We start from the raw sequence: 19,524 nt of genomic DNA, 5'->3' as shown, positions 1-19,524 counted from the left end.
TCCTTCCTGAGGGCGGGTTAGGCGAAATGAATCATGCCTGCGCCCTGGTCTTCTTCCCACCCGGTGGCGCGGGCGTCGGCTGCGGCTTCGTGGGCGAGCACGTCGGCCATTACGAGGTCGATTTTCATGTGCTCTTTTGGTTTACCGAGGATGTATTTGTCTCCGGGTTTGGCGATTTTGCGGGCGTTTAGCACGTGGGTTTTCATCATGGAATCTTCCAGGTGGAAGGTCAGACCCTCGCTGAGATCTTCCATGTAGCGTGTGAGCGCTTCGAACATGCGGTTGATTTTGTTGGTTGGCCATTGGATGACCTTGTCTTCGCCGAAGTCGCGGGCCCAGGCGTCTGCTTGTGTTTCCCAAAATCTGGGGTCAACGTACATGCGGGCGACTTCGTAGGTGGCGAAGATTTCGCGTACTGCTGCGTCTACTTCCCCTCGTGGGATTCGCCCGTCCCATATTTGCGGGTTCCACCATGTAGGGCGCGAGTCTGGCCCGTATGTGGGGGTGAATCGCAGCCCGTCTAAGGTTTCTACTCGCAGCGCGGTCCAGTCCCCGCTGCGGGAGCCGTCAAAACCGACACAAACTGGCCCGCCCGTTGGGGGCTCCTGGCCGGGGCGAGTGCGTTCATCCCAGAGAGTTTCCGGCATGAACGAGCCGAGACCTTGCACAAGCTTGTTCCCGAAGAAGCGCATTGCCTGAGTTGGGTCAGTGCGCACTAATTCGGCAGCTTCAGCTTCGATCGCATTGAGGTCAACCCAAGGGGAATCTGCGTAAACGTACTCGTGGATCTTTCGCCTATCATGCTTGACCGTGTAGTCGAGTTTGCCATCTGGTTTCTGGTAGAAAACGAAGACGTCTTTAGTGTGAGCTTCGTAGGTTTCTTGGGCTGCGGAGGCCTCCATTGGGTCCCAAGGGTTAGTAATTTCGATCCCGCGCCCGCCCATACCTGCCAGGCCGCGCCGCATCGTCGCCCAGGTTTGCTTCATCTTGCCCGTGTACAAGCCAGACTCATCAGCTATAGCGAAATTGATTGGCGCGCCCAAGCGTGCCCGCGCTGATTGGGTTACCACTTCAACTTTTCCCCTATGAGGCAGCCTCAAGAAGCCCTCAGCAGGTTTGACAAACTCTGCTAACGGCCCGTTACGTACCATAAAGTTCAAAGGGTCATACATATTGGCAACCTGCTCTTCAGCGGTAGCTAAAAGCTGAATCAAGGAGCGGTTACGCACCATCCCCATAGGCTCGCCAGGCACATACGCGTACTCAAAACCGCAAGGGCACCCGTTATCCGCGCACGAGTAATAGTCTCCTTCCTTGGCCCACCCGGCGAACAGGCACGGGCCAACAGCCTCAAAGGCAGTAATGGATGCTCCCCAAGGAGATTTGCCCGACTTTTGCGGGCCCACCACCAAGGAGCGTCTGTAGAAGAACTGGGAAGCACCAGACTGGCCGCGCTCGCCCAGCTTTGCGCCCTCACGAACCCGATAATGATTAACATCGCACCATAGCTGCCAGCCAACGTGAACCAGCGGCGCGCCCAAATCAAATCCAGATGGGACCGTACAGTGAGCTTCAATCCAGTCAGCCGCTAAAAACCCAAGAGTTGGGAAATCAACAACACGCTCACTCATTTACAACCACTTTCAGCCGTGTGCGCGCCCCCGCTGAAGCATTTCTTTTAGGCTTAGGGGCGCTCTTAGACTCGCTTTCCTCGGCGATTTTCCATCCGAGGAAAGAAAGACCCGCCGGGGTCATCCCAATCTGGTCTCCTATCCGGTGCAGCTGCGCCAGTAAGGAAGGCGGCGTAGAGGGGCTCTCGCACTTTACGAGAACCCGCGTGTATAAGCCGACCAGATGGTGCATCCACTTGTTTTCGGGCATCGACCAGGCCACCGCCTGGGGGCTTTTCCAAAGGCTCTTCCAAACTTCTTCTTCCCGCTCACTCATTTCTGGCAGCGGGAACTTTGGTGGCCTGCCGCGCCTGCCTGTTGGGGGCAGGGCTTTCAGAGAAAAACCGCGTCGGGCGGACCGGCCCGAGTTCTCATTTGCTGGTGGCCCAGAGCGGACCCTCGCTCCTCCTCTACCCATAGCGTTCACCTCTGTCTGATGTAGTTTTGAAAGCTCCAGACTGGTTTTTCACCTCACCGGCGGTCCATCCTTACCTATTTTTGGGGCCTCCCCCCTGGGGGGGGTGGTGGTCGGAGTCTGGAGTAAAAAATGCGAGACTGTAAAAATTGTTTTCGTGTTCTAACAACGAATGAATAAACAAAATGAAACACTTTTGTTTCTTTGTCATGTTCGTTGTCGTTCGTTGGCTTGTCTTGCTCCGTTTGTTCCGCCTGCGGAACGATTGCAATGAGCATGTTCAAGTCCGTTGTAAAAGCGGCGATCGTCTTTGTGTCCAAGATCGAAAGCTTCGCTTGCTTTGATTGGTTTGTTGCATCTTGGACAGATTGCTTTGCCTTGTTCGACTTGGGCTTTGAGTTTGTTGCGTAGTCTTTGGTGTTTACTGCCATAGCCTCTGTCTGTGGTGGTGCCCCGGCGGGCCTCGTACTGGTGGGCGTGGGTGGTGCAGTAGCGGGCGGTGTTGGGGATTAGGTTGGGGCAGCGTCTTGCTGGGCAGCGTTTCATCGGGGAGTCTTTTCTACTGTTCTTGGTTGGGGTTGCTTGTTCGGGTTTGGTTGGGCTGTGAGTGTGCTTGCCCGGGCAGGTAGTGGTTGCGTCTGCCCGGGCTGGGCGGGTTTAGCGTGGGGAGAGTAGGACGCGTTGGAATTTGGCGCGCCCGCCTATGGTGGGTTTGATGATGTCGAGGATGCGCCAGTCGGTTAGGTCGCATTGGGCGAGGGTGGTTATGGGGGCTCCTATTGTTTGCCCGTTGGGGGTTGGGATTGCCTGGTAGGTGGGGCATTCGATACCGGGGTGGTTGTCGTATGGCTTGTACAGGTCTTTGTATCTTTTGCCTTTGAGGGTGTGGGTGTTTTCTTCGCGGGTGTGCTCGCCGATGGGTTTGCGGGGGAGCTGGTTGGGGATGTTGGTGAGCCAGCAGGTGAGGGCGTTTGCTTGGCCGGTGGGGGTGGTGAAGGTTCTGGATTTTGATCCCCAGGCTTGGATGGTGCCGGCTATTATTTGGGGTTTTATGTTGGCGTATGCGATGGCTGTTGTTGGTGCCATGATGCCGTATCGGAGGCGGGGCTGTTTGGTTAGCCAGTGGTGGAATTCGCGCAGGATGGAGAAGGGCGGGTTGGTGAAGACGAAGTTGGCTGTTGCGAGTGCGTTGGTGGTTTCTTGGGATTGGAATCTGCCGCACCCCTGGGCGGGGCGGTGTATCTTCCTTTCTTTGGTTTGGTGGTAGTAGGTTCCGTCTTTGCCGTCCATTCCGACTGCTGTGAGGGTGTTTAGGCCGAGTTGGTGGAAGTGGGTGGTGAAGTATTTAGTGAAGGCGCTGGCGGGGGTGTCGCAGGGTAGGAGGACATTTGCGCCGTTCAGTAGGTTTGGGGTTTTGGTGAGCACGCCTGTCATGAAGGTTTCTACGTCTTGGGGGTGGGTGTAGAACTCGTCGTTTTTGGTTTTTTGTGCTCGGGTTAGGTGTGTTGTGCCCAGGTGGGTCTCCTTAGGGTTGGTGGTTTAAATGTTTTTGGGCCGCGTTTGTTGCGGCCCGTGGGGGGGTGCGTGTGTGGGGTGCGCCCGTGAACTCCCCAAAAATACGGGGCGCACCCCTCTTCCCTCTTCCCCAGTGTCCTCGTGTGGCGGCGGTGCTGTCTGCCCGCGTAACAACAGTGGTGATCGGGGTCGCCCGTATGCCACGATGGAGGATTTAGCATCAGGGGGTGAGGGAGCTTTGTTGCGTAACCGAGTAGGTAGTACTTTGCCTTTTTGTCGGGTGGTTGCGCGTGTCTTTTAAAAACTTGAAGGTGCCTGACCTCTGTACGGTCTGGTGGCACCCTATAAACCTAGGGTTCGACAGTTTTGCTGTTTTGTCAAGTCGTAGCAGGGTGCGTGTGGGTGCGCCGCCCCTGTCGCGAGGGCAGGAGACGACGCGGCCCACTCGCCTGAGTGGTCATTGTTTTGCAGGTGATTCTTCTGCCAGGGCTAACACGTCACCTACCCTGTAGAGCTTGCCTTGGGAGGTTTCACGCACTGGGCTTAACTTGCCGCGTTCTGCCCACTTGTACACGGTTTTGGGTTTTAGGTGTATGCCCGCCGCGCTTTGGTTAAGCAGGCGAACCATGTGCGGGATTGTCACAGCGTATTCACTAAGACGCTGTTTGGACGCGTCGATTAGCCTTTTAGCGTCGTGCCTGGTCCTGCATCTGCTGCAGGTGACTATGGCGCGGCCTTTTGGCGCGTAGATTGCCCTACCGCAGATGGTTTCATGTGGCCCGACTGGCGCGTCGCAGGTGCCGTAGAACCATTTTTCCGGGGGCAGGTCGGCCACTCTTTCTAGGCTGTTGTAGGAATCCCTCACTTGCAGGGCGACCGTAGCAGCGTTTGGGTTTTTCACCTTGCCTGGTAGCGCGGCGGCTATCTGCTGGCAGTAGGTGTGAAAGTGCCCATCTACTGGTTTGCCCCAGGCTTTAGCGATCACGTGCAGCGGGCGGGCAGCTGCTTCGATTCTTCGCATTAGGGCCGGGTTGTAGGGGATCCTTTCTGCCGGGCCGGTGCGCACGCCACCTCCTGTTTGGGGGTGGGATGTCATCCGGTATGCGGATTGTAGGGCGTTTTCGTGTAGACCGGGCAACTGGCGGAGAGCTTCGAGGACTTGTCGTTCTGCCTCAGGGCTGATTTGTCGCCCGTCTTTGAGTGGTTGGCCGGTTAGCGGGCAAATATTGTTTTTTCCCATGCGGGGAGCTGTCTTTCAGTTTCGGGGACGGATGTCTTGGGGTTGGAACCCGAAGGGGATTTTTTCGGCGGCGTTTTCTGTGGTGGTGTAACAGTCGCCAGCTGGGTGGGGGCCTTCGGGCTTGGGGCGCGGGGTGCGGGTTATTTTTAGGGTGAGTGATAGCCGTATCCTCACATCTTCTCCTTGTTGGTTAGCTCTTGGCAGGCTTCCTTGTAGGCGGGTAAGGGCCCGAAAGAGGCGATGATTTCTTGGGTTGCCACCTGGTGGGCTTCACGTTCGCCGCCTTGCAGGAGTTTTGCGCCTTGCATGAACCGGGCGGCGTTGTGGATTAGGCAGGCCAGGGCAGCCCGCTGGCGGATAGTAGGCGCAGGGGTGGGTGTGGGGGCAAGTAGGTTTGCCAGCTCATCTCGGGTGATGTCGATCTTCATTTTTCGGGGTTTTCTTTCTCGGTCTTTTCAATAAGGTCCATGAGACTGTCCAGAAGGAGCGTCTGAGTGTGGTAGGCGGCGCGCTCGCGGGTTTCGTAGTCTTGGATTTGGTGGTCTTGGTTGTTTATTTCGATGAGGAGTGTGCCGGCTAGGGTCCATGCCCACCAGGAGAGGAATGCCCAGGCGAGGGCGAGGCCTGCTAGGGCTGGGTGGGGGCCGGTTGTGGCTGTGATCCAGGCGGTTAGGCCGAACCCGGCGAAGTGGGCAATAAAGAGGGTGGCGCGGGCGGCTTGCAGGTGTTTTGTGCTCATTTTGGTCTTTTCTCGGTTAGGAGGGCGGCGAAGTCTTTTAGGGTCATGGTTACGTATTGGTCTGCCGGGTTAGCGTTGCCGTGGCGTTTGTGTGCTATGACGGCCGCGAGCGCGCCGTCGTTTTGGCGTTCGGTTTCTGCTTGGGTGGTCCAGGGGCCGAGGTGTGGGCGGGTGGTGTTTTTGCATTCGACGACAACGCGGTGTCCGTTTTGGGTTCTTAGGGCGGCGATGTCGCCTTGGTCTTTTGGGCCGGTTTGGCGGCGTCTTTCTATGCGGTCGTCTACGTGGGCGTTGAGGTATTGGGATACTTGTTTTTCGAAGTTTCTGCCTGCGGCTTTTGCGGAGGTTCGGTTGCGTTTTCGTGGGTTCATTTGTGGTTTTCCTGGTTGTTTTTGTTTTGGTAGCAGTCTGCGTGGTAGACGGGCCAGGGGGTGCCGTCCGTCTGGTAGAGGCTGCTGGTTTCTGTTAGTTGGATGGGCTGCCCGCACCCGGCGCAGGTGCGGGTGACCGTACGATCAGCCGACATTAGCTTGCTGCTGTTTTTTGATGGTTTCCTGGATTCGATCTTTTACTTTTTCGATGTGGTGGGCGCTGATCTCTGCGTCCAGGGCGAGGTCTTCTAGTTGTTTGCGTTGGGCGTGGGTTAGGCCGCCCATGTATTTGTCGAGCCTGTCGCGGCATAGGTGCAGGTTGCTTACTGCTGTTTCCCATTCGACGAGCATGATTCCGACATCTACGGGTTTCATTGTGGGGTTCCTTCCGTATTAGTGGTTTTGGTGTTTTATTGCGGCTGCTCTGCGAAGGTGCTCGCAGATGGTAGGGACGAGCTGGGCGAGAAAGTTTATGGCGGTTAGCGCGTCTACGTTGGCATAGGCGAGCCTGCGGCGCGGTTCCCTAGTTGAGGGAGTGGCTTCCTCCTCTGCGAGGTAGTGGTCGAGAGCTTTGACAGCCGCTTGTAGGTTTTCGTGGACCGCGCCCCAGGCTTTAGCTAGCTCTAATTCGCTCATAGGAGCTTTTTCTTCGTTATTCATGTTTGTGTGGTTTCTTTCTGGTTTTTGGGTTTAAGCATTTTTTGCAGTACCGGGTGGTGACTGGGAATTCTTCGGGCCATTCGCACTCGCCGGGCCAGGGGCGCTGGTGGCCGGGCGGGTGGGTTAGCTCGGCTTTGTCGGGTGCGTATGTCCAACAATCGCGAGAGGGCCAATCGCGGTGTCTTTCAACCATGCTGCCGCCTTTAGAATGGTGGGTTTTGGTCGAAGCCTTGGGCGGGCTGGTTGGGTTGTGCCCATGGGTCGCCTTGTTGGCCGCCTGCGGGGGCCTGATACGTGCCCTGGGCTTGCGGGGGTGTTTGTGCGCCTCTGGTAGCGAATTTCAGGGACGGGCCGATGTCTTCTAGTTGCATTTCAATGCTGGTGCGTTGGGCCCCGGTTTTATCGGTGTAAGTGTCTTGTTTGAGGTGTCCGGTGGCGATTACGCGCTGGCCTTTTGTTAGTTGGTCGGTGATGTTTTCTGCGAGTTGTCGCCAGGCGGTGCACCGGATGAATAGGGCGGGGCCGTTTTCGAATTGGCCAGTTTGTTTGTTGTATTGGCGGGGCGTGGCTGCGATGGTGATGGTGGTGACTGCTGCGCCCGTTTGTGTGTAGCGGGTTTCTGGGTCGCGGGTGAGGTTCCCACTGATTGTGAAAGTGTTTTCGGTTTGCATTACTGTTTCCTTTCGATGTTCTGTAAGCGTTTTTGAGAGACTTTTTTTGGGCCGGGCAGGTAACCCTACACGGGGCACCCTGTTAGGCCGCCCTAGCCCGGCTAGCCGGGCTTATTCGGCGGGGTTTAGGAATAGGCGGTAGTAGCTCACACGCGCCGCCCGAAGTTTTTGGTTTTCTTGAATAGCTGCTCCCACTCCGCCTTTGTGATCCGCCGATCCGCCCGTGGCGGGGTGAAAATGTAATCCGCGTTCGCCTTCGCCACCTGCGGCTGCACACCAGCCAGGCACTCGGCTCGATAGGCTGCCCACCAGCGCACATACTGCTCGTGCGTAAGCCGCATCGCCGGACCAAGATTCGGGACCTCCCGGCCACGCGGGGCCCAAGCTTCTTTCTGCACCAGGCGCACAAACTCCAACAATTTCGCCGAAGTAATGAAATCCGGCCCCGAGTTGATCAGCCGGGTTGTGGCTTCTTCGAGCACCTCGTCAGCAAGGTTCGGGTAGGCCCGATTTAGCTCACCAGCGATCTGCGGGGCCTGCGACATATCCCAGGCAGCACCCGCCGAAATCAGCCGGTTCACGCAGATCCCGATCATTTGCTTGCTAGCCACCGGTCACCTGCTTCCGCTCCGCCGCTTCCACCTGGGCCATTGCCTGCTCGTAGGTGAGCTTGCCGGCCTGGCAGGTTTGCGGGAGAGGCTCAGGGCTGGTTGCCCAATCCCAGATCTGCTGCTGGGCCTGGGTGCGCCGTTCCGCGGCAGAAGCCGGGGCACGAGCCGGAAGCGGGGTTTCGTCTTCCCAGCGGCCTTGGTTGAGCCAGGTTGCCGGATGGGGCGTGTACTGGTCGACGCGGTTAGGATCCGCCGCGAGACGGGCCGCACCTTGGAGGAGTTCTTCTGGGGTTGCGCCTTCTTTGATTGCTTTTGCGTAGGCTTTGGCGGCGGCTTTCTTCCCGGTTTTGCGTGGGTATGCCTGCCAGAAGTTTGCGAAGTCTTCGGTGTAAGCGTTTTTGGGTGCCCGCCCCGAGCCCCCTTTAGGGGGTTTGGGGATTAACTCCTTAACTGGTGTTACTTCTATTGGTGTTACTTCCTGTCCCAATATGGCACCCACTGGGTCCCACCCTGGCACCCACTGGGTCCCAATATGGGACCCACCCCCCTGATTTTGGGACCCACCCCCTGCAGGTGCTACACCACCCCGCCGGTAATCAAAATGCACAGAATACAAATTCGGGGCATTCCGATCCCCCTCAACCGGGCGCGTCTGCCACGAGACCAAACCGCGCTCGCGGAGCTCTTCGAGCGCTCTGCGTACGCCGTTCTTACTACATCCTGCATTAGAAGCCAGCACGGCCACTGAAGGGTAGGAGTAGCCTTGGGCGTTAGCTCGCGAGGCTAGCGCTAGAAGCACCGAGCGAGCTTTAGCAGAGAGCTTTATGTCGCGTTCCACCCAACGTGGGATTGCCGCATAACCGGTTGAACCTTCTCCGGGAATGTCGTAGCTGTTCATACCGTTTTCCCCTCCTTTCTCGTTCTCCTTTTGGGTCGTGAGCTCGCTTATTTTTGGGGTGGTTGTCATTGGGCTGTCCCGCCTGTGGCGGCCTCTTGTAGGGTCGGCTGCGCCTGGGGCTGCTGCTGTTGTTTGGCGGCTGCGAGCCTGCGGGCTTGCTGTTCGCAGAGGCGGATAGCTGCTGCGGCCTGGTTCGCGTTTAGTTTGGCGAGGGCCCCTACTTGTCCTCCGGTTACGTAGCGGGCGATTTCTTTGCCTTTTTCTGCGTCCGCGCCGATCTGTTTCAGCAGGCGGGTGAGTTGTTGGTGTTGGGTCCCGGTCATCATCCCCGCCCCGCCAGCGTTTTGGGCGGGCTGGGCCTGCTGGTGACAGCCAGGCGCGGCTGGGGTGGCCTCCGATTCCTTCTCGTCAGTGGGCACCGTGAAAGTCTGCAGAAGGGCCGTACGCAGGGCCACTGACATGAACTTGGAGGTGCCCTTGTCCCCCCAGTCCTGGGCCTCGGCAGCCACCGAGGTTTCCAAGGTTTGGCCGTCACCAAAATGGAATCTGAAAGTAACAATCCCACGAATAAGCGTGGAGGCTTTTCCATTATTGGTGGGCCTATCCTCGTAATCTATCTGGTCAATCTTTGAGGTTATGAGGATCCCATTCTCACGGAATGCTGGGCCGACCGTGTCCAGTACTCCATCAATACCCCTAAACTTGTATTGGGAGTGCCGGTTTACGCCGTCTTTTTTGATTACGTTAATGGCCTTTAGGGCTTTAGCCATTGGGGTTAGTGTGGTTCCCATTTTTATATTTCCTCTAAAACGTTTTCGGGTATTTCGTAGGGTTTTATGGCTAGGGTTTGTAGGCCTCCGTCTAGGGCCTCCCAGTCGTTGAAGATGCGGGCGCGCACCCATTTATCGATGCCGATCTCGTTGAGCGCGTGGCCGACCTCGAGGGCCTCATTAGAGGGCGTGTACACGCCGACCAGGTAGGGGGGTGTTTTCTCTACTGCGATAAACACCATCCGCGCGTTGGCTGAAACGTTTATGGCGGCCAGGCCTGCCGCGTACCATGCGGCGGACTGGTGGTATCCGAGTTGGAAGCAGGAGTGGCGGAACCCGGCGGGGGTGGCATCCCTAGTGGTTTTCAGGTCCACTATTGGCAAAAACCCGAGGGTCTCGTCTTCCTCCTCTGGGAGCCAGTCAGGGCGGCAGCGTAGGGTCGCCCCGGACGGGTGCTGCCAGTACACGGACTGTTCCGCCTTACCGGGGGCGGTAAGGAGCCGGCGTGCTAGCGGGTTCGCGTACACTGCCTCGCCCATTGCTTGTAGGGTTTCCCACCCTTCCTCAGTGACTACTGGCAGGTCCGGGTCTTCGCGCTCGTCCCGCTCCTTGGTGATGAAGTCCAGGGCTTTCTTGGAGGTGAGGGTTTTCCCGCCCTTGAACACGGCCGGTTTTACGCCCTCGAGGATGAAAGCATGGGCGGCAGTACCAAAAAGGAGGGCCTCCGAGTCTGCTTTCGGGTGGGTTTGTTCGTAGTGGAAGCGGGCCGCCCCACCGGGTTTAGCCAGGGTTTTCGCTCCCGATGACGACAGGCTGTCCTGGTCGGCGTGGTAATCCGAGTTAGGGATGCCCGGGTATATGCCCGGCTCCCTAGGCAGAGTGGGCTTGCTTTTCTTGTTTTCGCTCATGCCAGGTCGCCGTCCTCGCCCAGCTGTGAAAGCTCAGCCAGGGTGTCGTAGATTGCGTTCCAGGATTCGGAAATGTACTGCTCGCGCGCCCAATCCTGTACTGCGCGGGCGTGGGCTTCGATCTCACGGCTCCCGGAGTAGAGTTCGGCCATGTTTGCGACCGTGCCCTCAAACGACTGGACCTCCCGCAGCCTCAAATACAGGCCTTGCAGGGCTGCTTCCACTGCACGCCGCTGCGCACCGCTGCTAAGGGGCGACTCGGTAGGCTTCTTAGCCTGTTCTGGCAGGCAATCAAGGATGATGCGGGTAACCTCAGGGTCCTCTACCATTTCGAGCACTTCGCTAGTGGGAGCCGTGCGCAGGGTGTCAGTACCCCGCCCACTTACGGCCCACTCGGTTTCACTTACCCTAAGGGCAGCACGATAGTACAAGTACAGTTCCGGGATCTCATACTCGAGGCGGATCTGTGCGCCGACAGGCAGTTCTGCCACGTCAACCTTGCCGAAGAGGGCCTCGCCCTCTTTAAAAACTGGGGTGTTCATTTAAAATCTTGGGTCCTTCCAAAAAAGGGTGGGGTGAGTAAAGTTTGGGTGTGCACATTACGGAACTAGCCATCAACGGGCTCTCGCTCCTCATCGCTACTGGGGGCCTGATTGTTGCTGTCCTGGCACGCCGTGACACGAAAATCAGCCAACGCGCGGCTAAGGAGGCCAACCGCCTCGCTAAGGACGCCAACATTGCTGCTACCCGCGCGAACCGCCTGGCAGGTGAGGCAAACCAGATAAGTAGCAAGGCGAACAAGATTGCGACCAGAGCACTTGCTACCACGCAAGATGTCAGTCACTACTCCTGGGCAATTCAGATTGACCATGACGCCGGTCTTCTCGTCCTTACCAATGAGAGCCCATTTAGCGCAACGAATATTTCCATCACTATCAGGCATGAAAAAGACACGATTTACCAGGGTGGGGCCGGGGCTATCGGACCCTTCGGAAAGGTAGGCCTCGGCACTAGCCTGCTCGTGGATGATGTGCGCGACCGCCTGGCTAGCAAGGACACCGCACTTGGTGGCGGCATTTTCGGGGTCGCTCAGATCAGCTGTGACGTGTTCTTGTCGTGGGATAGTCAGGTCGGGGTGCCCCGCTCTGACCATTTCGAGCACTGCTTCACCAAGGCGGATTGTCATTGACCGGGGGGCGTTCATTTACTGTTTTCCTTCAAGTCTTTAGGGATGATCAGGACTAACACGGGGCTGCAATACGCGAACAGAAGAAGCGCTGCGGATAGGGGCGGGCACGCGTACCAGAAGCACTGGCCAACCCACCAGCAGGCGAGAGCGATTAGCAGGATCAGCGCCTGCAAGGCGCGCCGCGCCCACCTCTCAGCCCGGTATGCTGTAGGCATGGGCTTTGGTACTATCCCCGATATTGTTTCGGCTGTTTGCGCGGCCTTAGCTGGCCTTGGTGCGCTCATCTCCTGGTGGCGGTCGAACCTCTCACGGCGGGCTAAAGCCGACGCTGAACTCGCACGCCGAGAAGCAGCCGAGACCCTAGCAGCCGTAAAATCCCTGGCAGCCTCACTAGAAGCAATCCGTAAATGGGGAGAAATACCCCCGCTAACTATCGAGTGGGTGTCCTCAGACCACTTTCGCCTGCGTAACAATGGGGACTCGCCTGTGAGAATTGAAGAAATCGCCAACCCAGAAGAGTTCTTCAAACTGCCATTCACCGCGCCCATAGTGTTAGAACCAGGGGCAGCAGTAGACGGGGACCTATTAGTAGCGTTATCTAGTCCCGACCCGTCACGGCTAGTAGTCGTGGCCAATGGGGAGCTCATTACTATTCCTTTCACTGGTCGTCCTTGAATGCGAAGTGCATGCTGACAATCGCGAAAATCAAACACGCGACCATTAGAATCAGCTGGCTCATGCGGGTTCTCCTGTCTGGTAGTCAAAAATCAGTGCGTCCACGTCTTTAGGGCGGAGGCGGATCCTGCCCGTGCGTGGGTTGCCTATCCTTTGGGCGGGTAGAGTCCCATTAGCAACCCACTCGTAGACTGCCCAGGTGGACACGCCTAGGCGATCGGCTGCGGCTTTTACTGTTATGAAGGCTGGGTTGTACGCGCTCATTGCAGGTCCTCCAGCCAGTCTTCGTCCCAGTTTTCTTCTTGGTTGGGGAGGTTTTCTTCTGCCCACTGACGCGCCCGCTTCTCGAACGCGGTGACGTCACCGAACAGGCCAAGCACTAGGCCGCGTATTTGTACTTCAACGCCGCCGATGCGGACCCGCCACCACACGGAAGAAGGCCTGCGTATCTCACTCAGGAACGCCCCTTTCCCCTTCTTTAGCGAGTAGACGCGCCCATCCTTAAACACCACATAGGCGGGGTTGCCGAAAATAGGCATGCCTGCACTAAGATCAACAGTCTGGCTCATTTGGTTAGGCTCTCCTCGGTGTAGTACTTGGCCCAAACGTCTTCGAAGAGGGGCCGATCTTTTTCTGTGTAAGCATTGACCTGGCGCACCTGGCCGTTACTTAGGTTTAGGGGGTATTTTTCGGGCTCGGTGCCGTGTTCTAGCGTGTATTTGGCTTTGATGCGCTTACCAAAGGTCGGGGCGATATGCTTTAGCTGGTCTTTGTTTACGCCCTTTTCTTGCAGGAAGTCCTGCGCGTACAAGGGCCGGGTTGCGGGTTCAAGCTGTGGGCGTTCGCCGAGTCCGCGCGCTAGGATCACACGCGCTTTAGCCTCGAGATGATCCGCTTGGATCAGCCCCCGCGCGGCCTGACAGAGCGCTAACTCGTCGAGGGCCCGGAGCGTTGCCGGGTTTGAGGTTGCTACCTGCGGGACCCGGTATGCCCCGGTCTTGCGGATGGTTGGCAGTACCTCGTGCGTCACCCAACGGCGGAATGGCGCAACTCGCTCAGCCTTGGAGCGCACCAGTGCCGCGTAAAGGCCCGCTTCTGAAATAGTAAGGAGTTCTTGCCTTCCTCCAGGGGTAGGCACAAACTGCCTACCCTTTTCATCTTCGTCAAGGCCGCGAGTGAAATCCTTGGCGCTTTGGTATTCAAGTATTTTTGCGACATCAGCAGCAACGAACCAAATTTCTCCCGCTTTGTCATGGAAAGTACGGACTCGTTGTTGGCCGAATTTGAAATTTTGTAGTTCAGTAGTCATTAGGCTGCCTTCCTTTGAGCACGGGCAGCCTGGTAAAATCGGGCTGCCTTGTATTGGGCAACCGTGCGATGCAACTTTGGCGAGATGGTCGCACGGTTTTTATTTGATGATTGATGCACACTTTTGTGTGCATGGGCTAATTTAACATACGCACACAACGGTGTGCAAACTACTAGTCTTCGGAAATGATCCGGTAGATTGAATTGCGATGCATCTGCAATGCGTCCGCTATTTCTTGACGAGGCACTTCTGCCTCCAAGGCAGCCATTACCGCTTCTTTGCGCGCAGACTTCGCCAGCGAAAGGCCCTTCGCAGTCTTGCGAACCTCCGCTAGCAGTTCTCTCTTTGCCTTTTCGTCCATTGCTCTCAATCCTATCTGACGCCGCGGCCATCAGCTCCCGCCCGGTCAACCGCTTGGGAGCCCCGTACGCCCCGGTCCGCCGGATCGTGGGTAGTACTTCATCAAATACTTTTGCTTCGAAGGCTTGCGCGCTTGGTAGCTTCGATGACGCGATTAGCCGGTACAAGTCACCCTCGGTGATGAACCGGACTTGCTGTATACCGCCGGCTGTCTCAAGGGGGCGGTGAAACGCCGCCCCCTTGCAATGCTGCTTTAGAGCGTCGGTTGTGCGTTTGTATCCGAGGGCGGTTGCGACATCCTTGCCGCAGAAAAAGACCTTACCGCCTTCCTCAAACATACGGACGCTGGTATTCTCAAAAGTGAATGGGATTAGGTTGTTCATGCTGATTCCTTCTTTCTTTGCTCCCTGACCGGTTCCAGCGGTTGGGGAGCTGTTTATTTCTTGCTCGACGCTGTTCACGCTGATTCCTTCCGCTGGATTCTGAAGGGGGCGGGGGTGAAAGCGGCGGGCGAAACACCTAAAGCCTTAGCGATTTTGAATAGCTCTAAGAAGCTAAATTCCCCCTTGCCCGCAACTTTGCGGTTTAGTGTTGGGTAAGGGATGCCCGTTTCGTCGGATACAGATTTTTTGGACCTGCCCGCCTCCGTGATGGCTTTCTGCACACGGAAGGATATTTCTACAAGAATCTCTGAAGTGCTCATATGAGTACTATATGCAGGCGGACGAGTACTTAGCAAGCTATTTCTGTATCAATTTGAGTACTACAAGTGCTAAATGGATGCTACAATGGTCTCATGGAGCTACATAAACAATCGCTACTTTTTGCCACGTACGTGAGCAAGGAGCTTAAGGCGACATTAGTCAGGTATGACGCGTCGATGGCCGAAGCGGCGAAAGCGACTAAACATTCCCGTACAGCTGTAACCAACTGGCTGAACGGGCGTAATCAGCTGCCTTTGCGCGTATTGTACGAAATCTGCGAGTACGTTGGCGAAGATCCGGACCGCGTCGTGCAAAACGCGTACGAACGCCTGCAACGCGAATTAGGCGAAACAGCGCAGCGAAGTAATGTGGCTGACTTGTTCCCGGGCGGTCGTGAAATCCCTGAACCGAACTATGGCCGTAGCGCCGCGTCAACCCCCGGCTATGACCCTGACCTTGAAAGCGAGCAATAAAAACGAACCCCACCACTTTGAGCCGCTCTCAAATGTCAGAGGGCGGCTCTATTCTTACCCTCATGGGTAGCACTTTTGAGGTATTAGAAAAACAAGCCGAACAGCTTGGCCTCACAGTCACCACATACCCACTCTCGGGACCGTACTGGGGGCTATACGACCCAGCCACAAAAACTATCTACATAAGGAAAGGGTTATATGAACACCAACGCGCCGCCACGCTCGCCCACGAACTAATTCACGCCTATCACGGGCACGAAGGCCACCAATGTCAAACAGTAGAAGACCGTGTAAACGAGGAAGCAGCAACCCTACTGATAAGTGAGTCCGCGTACCGGGAAGCAGAACTAGCGTTGGATACTTCCAATCCCGGCGCACTCGCAGCAGAGCTGGGCACGCCCAGATACGTTGTCGAAGCCTACCAACGCCACCTACGCAAACATTTGAGCCTTCGGGCCATAAATCCGAGCCCCGGTAGGTCTAGATTAAGGTATTTTTAATCTGCCCGAAATAACCCCACTGTTTGAGAGTAGTCATGTCAGAACTCCCCGCCCCACAGCCAATGCCATTCCAAAGTGTCCCCGCCAGCCATAAAGCTGAGAAGAAAAAACATAGGGGGCAAAAACGCGTTAACATCGGCACCACCCTTTTCATACTGGGAATTGTTCTCGGGTTCATTCCCCCGCATATAGGGCTTGTTTTCCTGTTTATCGGCCCATTGCTTTTAATTTCGGGGGCTTACGCTACGCGCAAGCAGCTCTTGCCGCTCATAGAAACCGTTTCAACTCAGGATGCCCGCATCACTGAGCTGGAACGAACTAAAGTTGAAACTGAGCAATACTGCGCAACACTTCGCAACGAAACCGAAGAACAGTGCAAAGAGATGCGAGAAGAGGCCGAGCGGGACTGCCAAGCCAAGCAGGATGAAACAGCTAAACACTGCGATACTGTCAAAGCTCAAACCGAACAGTGGAGAATACATCAAGAGTCCAACTCTCGCGCTGAATTAGAAGGCTTAGCACGCGATACCGAGCGCGCAACAGCTAAAATAGAAACGTTGAAATTAGAGCAAAAGGAGCTCGCAGCAGTCCTCCGCCCCATACGCCAAGAGGTGGCCACCATCGATTACGGTTTGGATGATATTCAGAATCCGGCGGCTGAGGCCATTAGCTTACAACTTGAACTCAAAGAAACAGAAGAGAAGATCAAAGCGACCGCCACTAAAGGGAAAGCAGTATCAGCAGCACTACCTACCGCAGCGGCAATATCAGCTACCACATTCGCAAGCCTTACTAGAATCGCTAAACGCCTGGCTCTGCGTTCGTACGATGTAGAAGCTAAAGCCATGCTCACTAAGCTCACACTGGCTAACTACGGCTCGTCTGTTTCTAGGCTTTTGCGAAATGGAGAGGCGATAGAACGTATAGGCAGAAACGCAGAAGTAAAGCTATCTAACGAATACCAGGAGCTCTGGGCCAAAGCATTCTCCATCGCCTATAAGCACCTTCAGGCGAAAGATATAGCCAAAGAAATCGAGCGCGAAAAACGTGCCGAGCTTAAAGAGGCTGCCCGCATCGAGCGTGAGCTTGAGCAGGAGCAAAAACGCCTTGAAAAAGAAAAGCAGCATTATTTGAATGTGATCGCAGTCGTGGAACGCGCTGGCAAGGAAGATGAAGCTGCGGAACTGCACGAAAAGATTGTCGAGGTCGAGAAGAGCCTGAATGATATTGACTTCCGCAAGGCTAATATTCGCGCCGGGTACGTGTACGTTATTTCTAATATCGGCTCTTTTGGGGAGCGGATGGTAAAGATAGGCATGACTCGCAGGCTGCGCCCCATTGAGAGGGTGCAGGAGCTATCAGACGCGTCGGTGCCATACAATTTCGACATTCATGCCCTCTTCTTCTCTGAAGATGCAGTTGGGGTGGAAACCGAACTGCATCATAAGTTTGCTGATCGGCGTGTAAACCTTGTGAACAAGCGGCGCGAGTTCTTCGCAGTAACACCGGCGGAAGTGCGGGACGCGCTAAAGGATATTGCAGGCAATCTAGTTGAGTTCACAGAAGAACCAGAGGCGACTCAATTCAGGCAGACGCTGGCTATGCGTAGAGCGGGAGGGAAAGACACTGACGGCCTTGGCGGTGTTGCTCCTGAGAGCGTTTAATCTGCATACTCCTACAAAGCTCTGATATCCCTGCTGGTTCTGTGTAATTACCAGCGGGGTTTATCTGTATCCCGTCGGAACCGGCCCCACCCGCGCCGCGTATGCGAGAGCAGAAAAACTAGCAGAGGGCGACTTGTTCGGAATTGCCGAAGAACTCGACCAACCCGCCTGGCTAGTACGCGACTACCAGGAGAGCCTAGCTAAGGAGTGCGGGCGTGTCCCTAGCGTGTTAATTTAACAGTAATATTATTACCAATACGCCTAAGGAGTAATAATATGAGTGAAAATTTAACACTGCCGCAGGCTGCGACCATTGCGTCGAATGAGCTCAATAACATCCTGTGGGAGGCCTTCCCAATGGCCTCATTAGAAGTCGATAGTCGGCTCCAGGGAGTGCCAGAGCGCGACTACCCATTTTTGCGCCCCCTCTTTATCCGCCCATTCGTCCGCTCGTCTCTGCTAAAACAAGGCTTACCCGCCGGATGGGCACTCGGGGGCAACACAAGGCTCATGGGGCAAACCTTTCTTACTAAGGACAACATTAAGATCCTCTTTTTAAAGGAATGCGACCCGACATTCCCTGGGGGCGTACCCGCAGCCGGTCGAAACCACAAGCGAAAGCTCTACTGGCAGCCACCTCTAGACATACCTACCCCCGGAGCAACACCAGGCGTAGGCACCCAAATAAACTTGCTGCTATTGTGGGATTACCGCAACCCGGATAACCACAATGAGGGGATCACCCTACGTCTGGTTCACACAACAGGGACAGGCAGGTACCGGCAGAAAACCCCCAATCGACCTTAGCCTAACCCTACCTATGGACGCTGGGATTGAAACAAACCTACAATTCCCCCAAGAAGAGATGGACGAGAGGTATTTCTTCTATGCTGACGAACAACTCCCAAATAACGACACGGCATCTTAGGGGTGAGCGAATATCAGCACTAGCCGAGTTGGAGGGGTGCTCTATAACAGCAATAGCTAAGAAGATTAGGACCTCTCAGCCGCACTTATCGAGGATCATTAACGGGGACCTTGACTTCCCTACGAGGGTAGCTGAGTCCCTAGCCCTAACCTTCTGTCTGCCTTTGTCTTTTTTTGAAGCACCCGAACTACCGCAAGATAAAGCTGCTACTACCTTTCGAAAGAAGTCCACTACAAGGATTCTCACGGACAGGAAGGTAAGTAGAGTTTTTTCTGAGGGCTCCCGGCTATGGCGTGAGACCTCCGAAAAATCCGGGTACAAGACATGCGACCTGACCGAGAAGACTGCTGGCAGCCAGACTGCTGAGGAGGCAGCACTATCATTGCGTGAAGCGATGGGCATTAGTGGCGACTCTCCTATACGAAGCGTAACGCGGCTAGCGGAGCATTGCGGCGTAGGCGTAATCGATGTCTTGCTCTCCCAAAGCGTGGGAGAGGATGAATACTCAGGCATTTCTCGTCCGTCAACGCACGAGCATCGGCCGTTAATTGCCTGCGTCAACTCGCGTCCTGGGGCAGTGCAAAGAATGACGTTAGCGCATGAGCTTGGGCATCTAATATTCGACCACGATTTACTCACCCACCCTAAGGTAAGAAGCGTGGAAGAACGGAGGGCTTTTGCATTTGCTGGTGCTTTACTGTTGCCAGAAGAGATGATGATTCGCGAAGTAGATGAAGGGACAACGCTTAACCAGTTCCTGCGGATCAAGGCTCGGTATGGTGTTTCGGTTGGGGCTATTGTGGTTCGCGCCGAACGGCTAGGCTTAATTTCCAGTATGCGCAGCCGGTCTCTGCATATTCAGCTTAATTCGAGAGGGTGGCGACAAAACGAGCCTGTACTTGTTCGTGCAGAAAAGCCGGGCCTGTTAGGGCAAGCTTTCTCGCGCGCTTGGGGGGGCAGCGTCGATGCTGCTAGCAGAGCCACAGGCGTTCCGTCGCCGTTAATACGCGGTTGGTTACACGAGGAGGGTAGGCATGATGGCGCTGCGGATAATGTGGTCGCCTTTTCGAGCCGGCGCAGGTCTGGTTACGCCGCAAAGTGAATTATAATGTTACTTTGGTAACATTTTTGGTTTTCGCGTAATAGTGCGCCAGGATTAGACCAGATCCGACATTTTTTTGATGGCATATTAGTGGCACGGGCGTGCCAAACCCTTGCAGCGACTACTCCCCTTTAGTCTCCCCCATCCTCCGC

At 55.8% G+C, this 19,524-nt stretch carries 28 protein-coding genes and 2 pseudogenes; 8 read left to right on the top strand and 22 right to left on the bottom strand.

All coding sequences use genetic code 11. From position 1 onward, the window contains the following. Positions 1-17 precede the first annotated feature (17 nt). Positions 18-1,631 carry a terminase large subunit domain-containing protein gene (locus QP400_RS06500; protein ID WP_048706944.1) on the bottom strand — a complete coding sequence of 538 codons (1,614 nt, stop codon included), beginning with the start codon at positions 1,629-1,631 and terminating at the stop codon, positions 18-20. Next, the gene (locus tag QP400_RS06495; RefSeq protein ID WP_048706943.1) at positions 1,624-1,947 is read right to left on the bottom strand and encodes a hypothetical protein; all 324 of its coding nucleotides are present in this window, start codon (positions 1,945-1,947) and stop codon (positions 1,624-1,626) included. Before QP400_RS06495 ends, QP400_RS06500 begins: the two co-directional genes overlap by 8 nt. 408 nt (positions 1,948-2,355) lie before the next feature. On the opposite strand from QP400_RS06495, the gene QP400_RS06490 reads away from it, so the two are divergent. After that, positions 2,356-2,496: a hypothetical protein gene (locus QP400_RS06490; protein WP_155855910.1), complete on the top strand. Its 141-nt coding sequence runs from the start codon at positions 2,356-2,358 to the stop codon at positions 2,494-2,496. A 54-nt stretch (positions 2,497-2,550) separates the two neighbouring features. Here QP400_RS06490 and QP400_RS10535 read toward each other — a convergent pair. The 14 genes and pseudogenes from QP400_RS10535 to QP400_RS06425 all read right to left on the bottom strand — a co-directional run. Continuing rightward, positions 2,551-2,631: pseudogene (locus QP400_RS10535) on the bottom strand (DUF8602 domain-containing protein); the annotation flags it as partial. A gap of 111 nt (positions 2,632-2,742) precedes the next feature. Continuing rightward, a complete protein-coding gene (locus tag QP400_RS06485; RefSeq protein ID WP_231288210.1) occupies positions 2,743-3,600 on the bottom strand; it encodes an adenine-specific methyltransferase EcoRI family protein in 858 nt (285 codons plus the stop codon). Positions 3,601-4,057: 457 nt separating this feature from the next. Beyond that, positions 4,058-4,840, bottom strand: coding sequence for a hypothetical protein (locus QP400_RS06480; protein ID WP_141739525.1), 783 nt, complete (start codon positions 4,838-4,840; stop codon positions 4,058-4,060). Between the two features lie 170 nt (positions 4,841-5,010). Then, positions 5,011-5,268, bottom strand: a complete 258-nt coding sequence (locus tag QP400_RS06475) for a hypothetical protein (protein ID WP_004808264.1) — start codon at positions 5,266-5,268, stop codon at positions 5,011-5,013. Continuing rightward, complete coding sequence (locus QP400_RS06470; RefSeq protein WP_004808262.1) at positions 5,265-5,579, bottom strand: hypothetical protein; 315 nt, start codon at positions 5,577-5,579, stop codon at positions 5,265-5,267. Before QP400_RS06470 ends, QP400_RS06475 begins: the two co-directional genes overlap by 4 nt. Then, complete coding sequence (locus QP400_RS06465; RefSeq protein WP_004808261.1) at positions 5,576-5,950, bottom strand: hypothetical protein; 375 nt, start codon at positions 5,948-5,950, stop codon at positions 5,576-5,578. Before QP400_RS06465 ends, QP400_RS06470 begins: the two co-directional genes overlap by 4 nt. Before the next feature lie 144 nt (positions 5,951-6,094). After that, complete coding sequence (locus QP400_RS06460) at positions 6,095-6,325, bottom strand: hypothetical protein (protein WP_048706939.1); 231 nt, start codon at positions 6,323-6,325, stop codon at positions 6,095-6,097. An 18-nt stretch (positions 6,326-6,343) separates the two neighbouring features. Continuing rightward, positions 6,344-6,610 (bottom strand): hypothetical protein, encoded by a 267-nt coding sequence (locus QP400_RS06455; RefSeq protein WP_048706937.1) that lies wholly within the window; start codon positions 6,608-6,610, stop codon positions 6,344-6,346. Between the two features lie 203 nt (positions 6,611-6,813). Next, on the bottom strand, positions 6,814-7,281 hold the full coding sequence (ssb, locus tag QP400_RS06450) for a single-stranded DNA-binding protein (protein WP_053086195.1): 468 nt from the start codon (positions 7,279-7,281) through the stop codon (positions 6,814-6,816). Positions 7,282-7,427: 146 nt separating this feature from the next. Continuing rightward, positions 7,428-7,892 (bottom strand): hypothetical protein, encoded by a 465-nt coding sequence (locus QP400_RS06445; protein ID WP_048706935.1) that lies wholly within the window; start codon positions 7,890-7,892, stop codon positions 7,428-7,430. Continuing rightward, a complete protein-coding gene (locus QP400_RS06440) occupies positions 7,885-8,790 on the bottom strand; it encodes a helix-turn-helix domain-containing protein (protein ID WP_048706933.1) in 906 nt (301 codons plus the stop codon). The genes QP400_RS06445 and QP400_RS06440 overlap by 8 nt, the downstream gene beginning before the upstream one ends. Positions 8,791-8,855: 65 nt before the next feature. Continuing rightward, on the bottom strand, positions 8,856-9,560 hold the full coding sequence (locus QP400_RS06435; protein WP_158237495.1) for an ERF family protein: 705 nt from the start codon (positions 9,558-9,560) through the stop codon (positions 8,856-8,858). Positions 9,561-9,583: 23 nt separating this feature from the next. Further along, the gene (locus tag QP400_RS06430; protein WP_048706928.1) at positions 9,584-10,468 is read right to left on the bottom strand and encodes a PD-(D/E)XK nuclease-like domain-containing protein; all 885 of its coding nucleotides are present in this window, start codon (positions 10,466-10,468) and stop codon (positions 9,584-9,586) included. Continuing rightward, on the bottom strand, positions 10,465-11,010 hold the full coding sequence (locus QP400_RS06425; RefSeq protein WP_048706927.1) for a hypothetical protein: 546 nt from the start codon (positions 11,008-11,010) through the stop codon (positions 10,465-10,467). The genes QP400_RS06430 and QP400_RS06425 overlap by 4 nt, the downstream gene beginning before the upstream one ends. Positions 11,011-11,060: 50 nt before the next feature. Between QP400_RS06425 and QP400_RS06420 the strand changes: the two genes are divergently transcribed. Further along, entirely contained in the window at positions 11,061-11,657 is a 597-nt protein-coding gene (locus QP400_RS06420; RefSeq protein ID WP_048706925.1) for a hypothetical protein, read from the top strand. 42 nt (positions 11,658-11,699) lie between these two features. Next, on the top strand, positions 11,700-12,332 hold the full coding sequence (locus tag QP400_RS06415; protein ID WP_141752250.1) for a hypothetical protein: 633 nt from the start codon (positions 11,700-11,702) through the stop codon (positions 12,330-12,332). Positions 12,333-12,392: 60 nt separating this feature from the next. On the opposite strand, the gene QP400_RS06410 is transcribed toward QP400_RS06415, so the two are convergent. The 6 genes and pseudogenes from QP400_RS06410 to QP400_RS06385 all read right to left on the bottom strand — a co-directional run bounded on the left by QP400_RS06410 (position 12,393) and on the right by QP400_RS06385 (position 14,704). Next, positions 12,393-12,596 carry a helix-turn-helix transcriptional regulator gene (locus QP400_RS06410; protein ID WP_048706920.1) on the bottom strand — a complete coding sequence of 68 codons (204 nt, stop codon included), beginning with the start codon at positions 12,594-12,596 and terminating at the stop codon, positions 12,393-12,395. Further along, positions 12,593-12,901, bottom strand: a complete 309-nt coding sequence (locus QP400_RS06405; RefSeq protein ID WP_284797475.1) for a hypothetical protein — start codon at positions 12,899-12,901, stop codon at positions 12,593-12,595. Before QP400_RS06405 ends, QP400_RS06410 begins: the two co-directional genes overlap by 4 nt. Then, on the bottom strand, positions 12,898-13,641 hold the full coding sequence (locus tag QP400_RS06400; protein WP_004808229.1) for a BRO-N domain-containing protein: 744 nt from the start codon (positions 13,639-13,641) through the stop codon (positions 12,898-12,900). Before QP400_RS06400 ends, QP400_RS06405 begins: the two co-directional genes overlap by 4 nt. Before the next feature lie 172 nt (positions 13,642-13,813). After that, the gene (locus QP400_RS06395) at positions 13,814-14,002 is read right to left on the bottom strand and encodes a hypothetical protein (protein WP_004808227.1); all 189 of its coding nucleotides are present in this window, start codon (positions 14,000-14,002) and stop codon (positions 13,814-13,816) included. A gap of 148 nt (positions 14,003-14,150) precedes the next feature. Continuing rightward, positions 14,151-14,339, bottom strand: a pseudogene (locus tag QP400_RS06390) (BRO-N domain-containing protein); the annotation flags it as partial. A gap of 119 nt (positions 14,340-14,458) precedes the next feature. Continuing rightward, positions 14,459-14,704, bottom strand: coding sequence for a helix-turn-helix domain-containing protein (locus QP400_RS06385; RefSeq protein WP_048706917.1), 246 nt, complete (start codon positions 14,702-14,704; stop codon positions 14,459-14,461). 132 nt (positions 14,705-14,836) lie between these two features. Between QP400_RS06385 and QP400_RS06380 the strand changes: the two genes are divergently transcribed. From QP400_RS06380 to QP400_RS10485, 5 genes are all read left to right on the top strand, one after another. Beyond that, entirely contained in the window at positions 14,837-15,178 is a 342-nt protein-coding gene (locus QP400_RS06380) for a helix-turn-helix domain-containing protein (RefSeq protein WP_160309220.1), read from the top strand. A 62-nt stretch (positions 15,179-15,240) separates the two neighbouring features. Continuing rightward, positions 15,241-15,678 (top strand): ImmA/IrrE family metallo-endopeptidase, encoded by a 438-nt coding sequence (locus QP400_RS06375; protein WP_048706914.1) that lies wholly within the window; start codon positions 15,241-15,243, stop codon positions 15,676-15,678. A 35-nt stretch (positions 15,679-15,713) separates the two neighbouring features. Next, positions 15,714-17,342 (top strand): SNIPE associated domain-containing protein, encoded by a 1,629-nt coding sequence (locus QP400_RS06370; RefSeq protein ID WP_060797609.1) that lies wholly within the window; start codon positions 15,714-15,716, stop codon positions 17,340-17,342. A 276-nt stretch (positions 17,343-17,618) separates the two neighbouring features. Beyond that, the gene (locus QP400_RS06365) at positions 17,619-18,149 is read left to right on the top strand and encodes a hypothetical protein (RefSeq protein ID WP_048706910.1); all 531 of its coding nucleotides are present in this window, start codon (positions 17,619-17,621) and stop codon (positions 18,147-18,149) included. 80 nt (positions 18,150-18,229) lie between these two features. Then, positions 18,230-19,372, top strand: a complete 1,143-nt coding sequence (locus QP400_RS10485) for an XRE family transcriptional regulator (RefSeq protein WP_048706909.1) — start codon at positions 18,230-18,232, stop codon at positions 19,370-19,372. Positions 19,373-19,524 lie beyond the last annotated feature (152 nt).

This window comes from Winkia sp. UMB3158, from assembly GCF_030217145.1.
In the GTDB taxonomy this organism is placed as follows: domain Bacteria; phylum Actinomycetota; class Actinomycetes; order Actinomycetales; family Actinomycetaceae; genus Winkia; species Winkia anitrata.
This window is presented reverse-complemented; position numbering and strand designations above follow the sequence as displayed.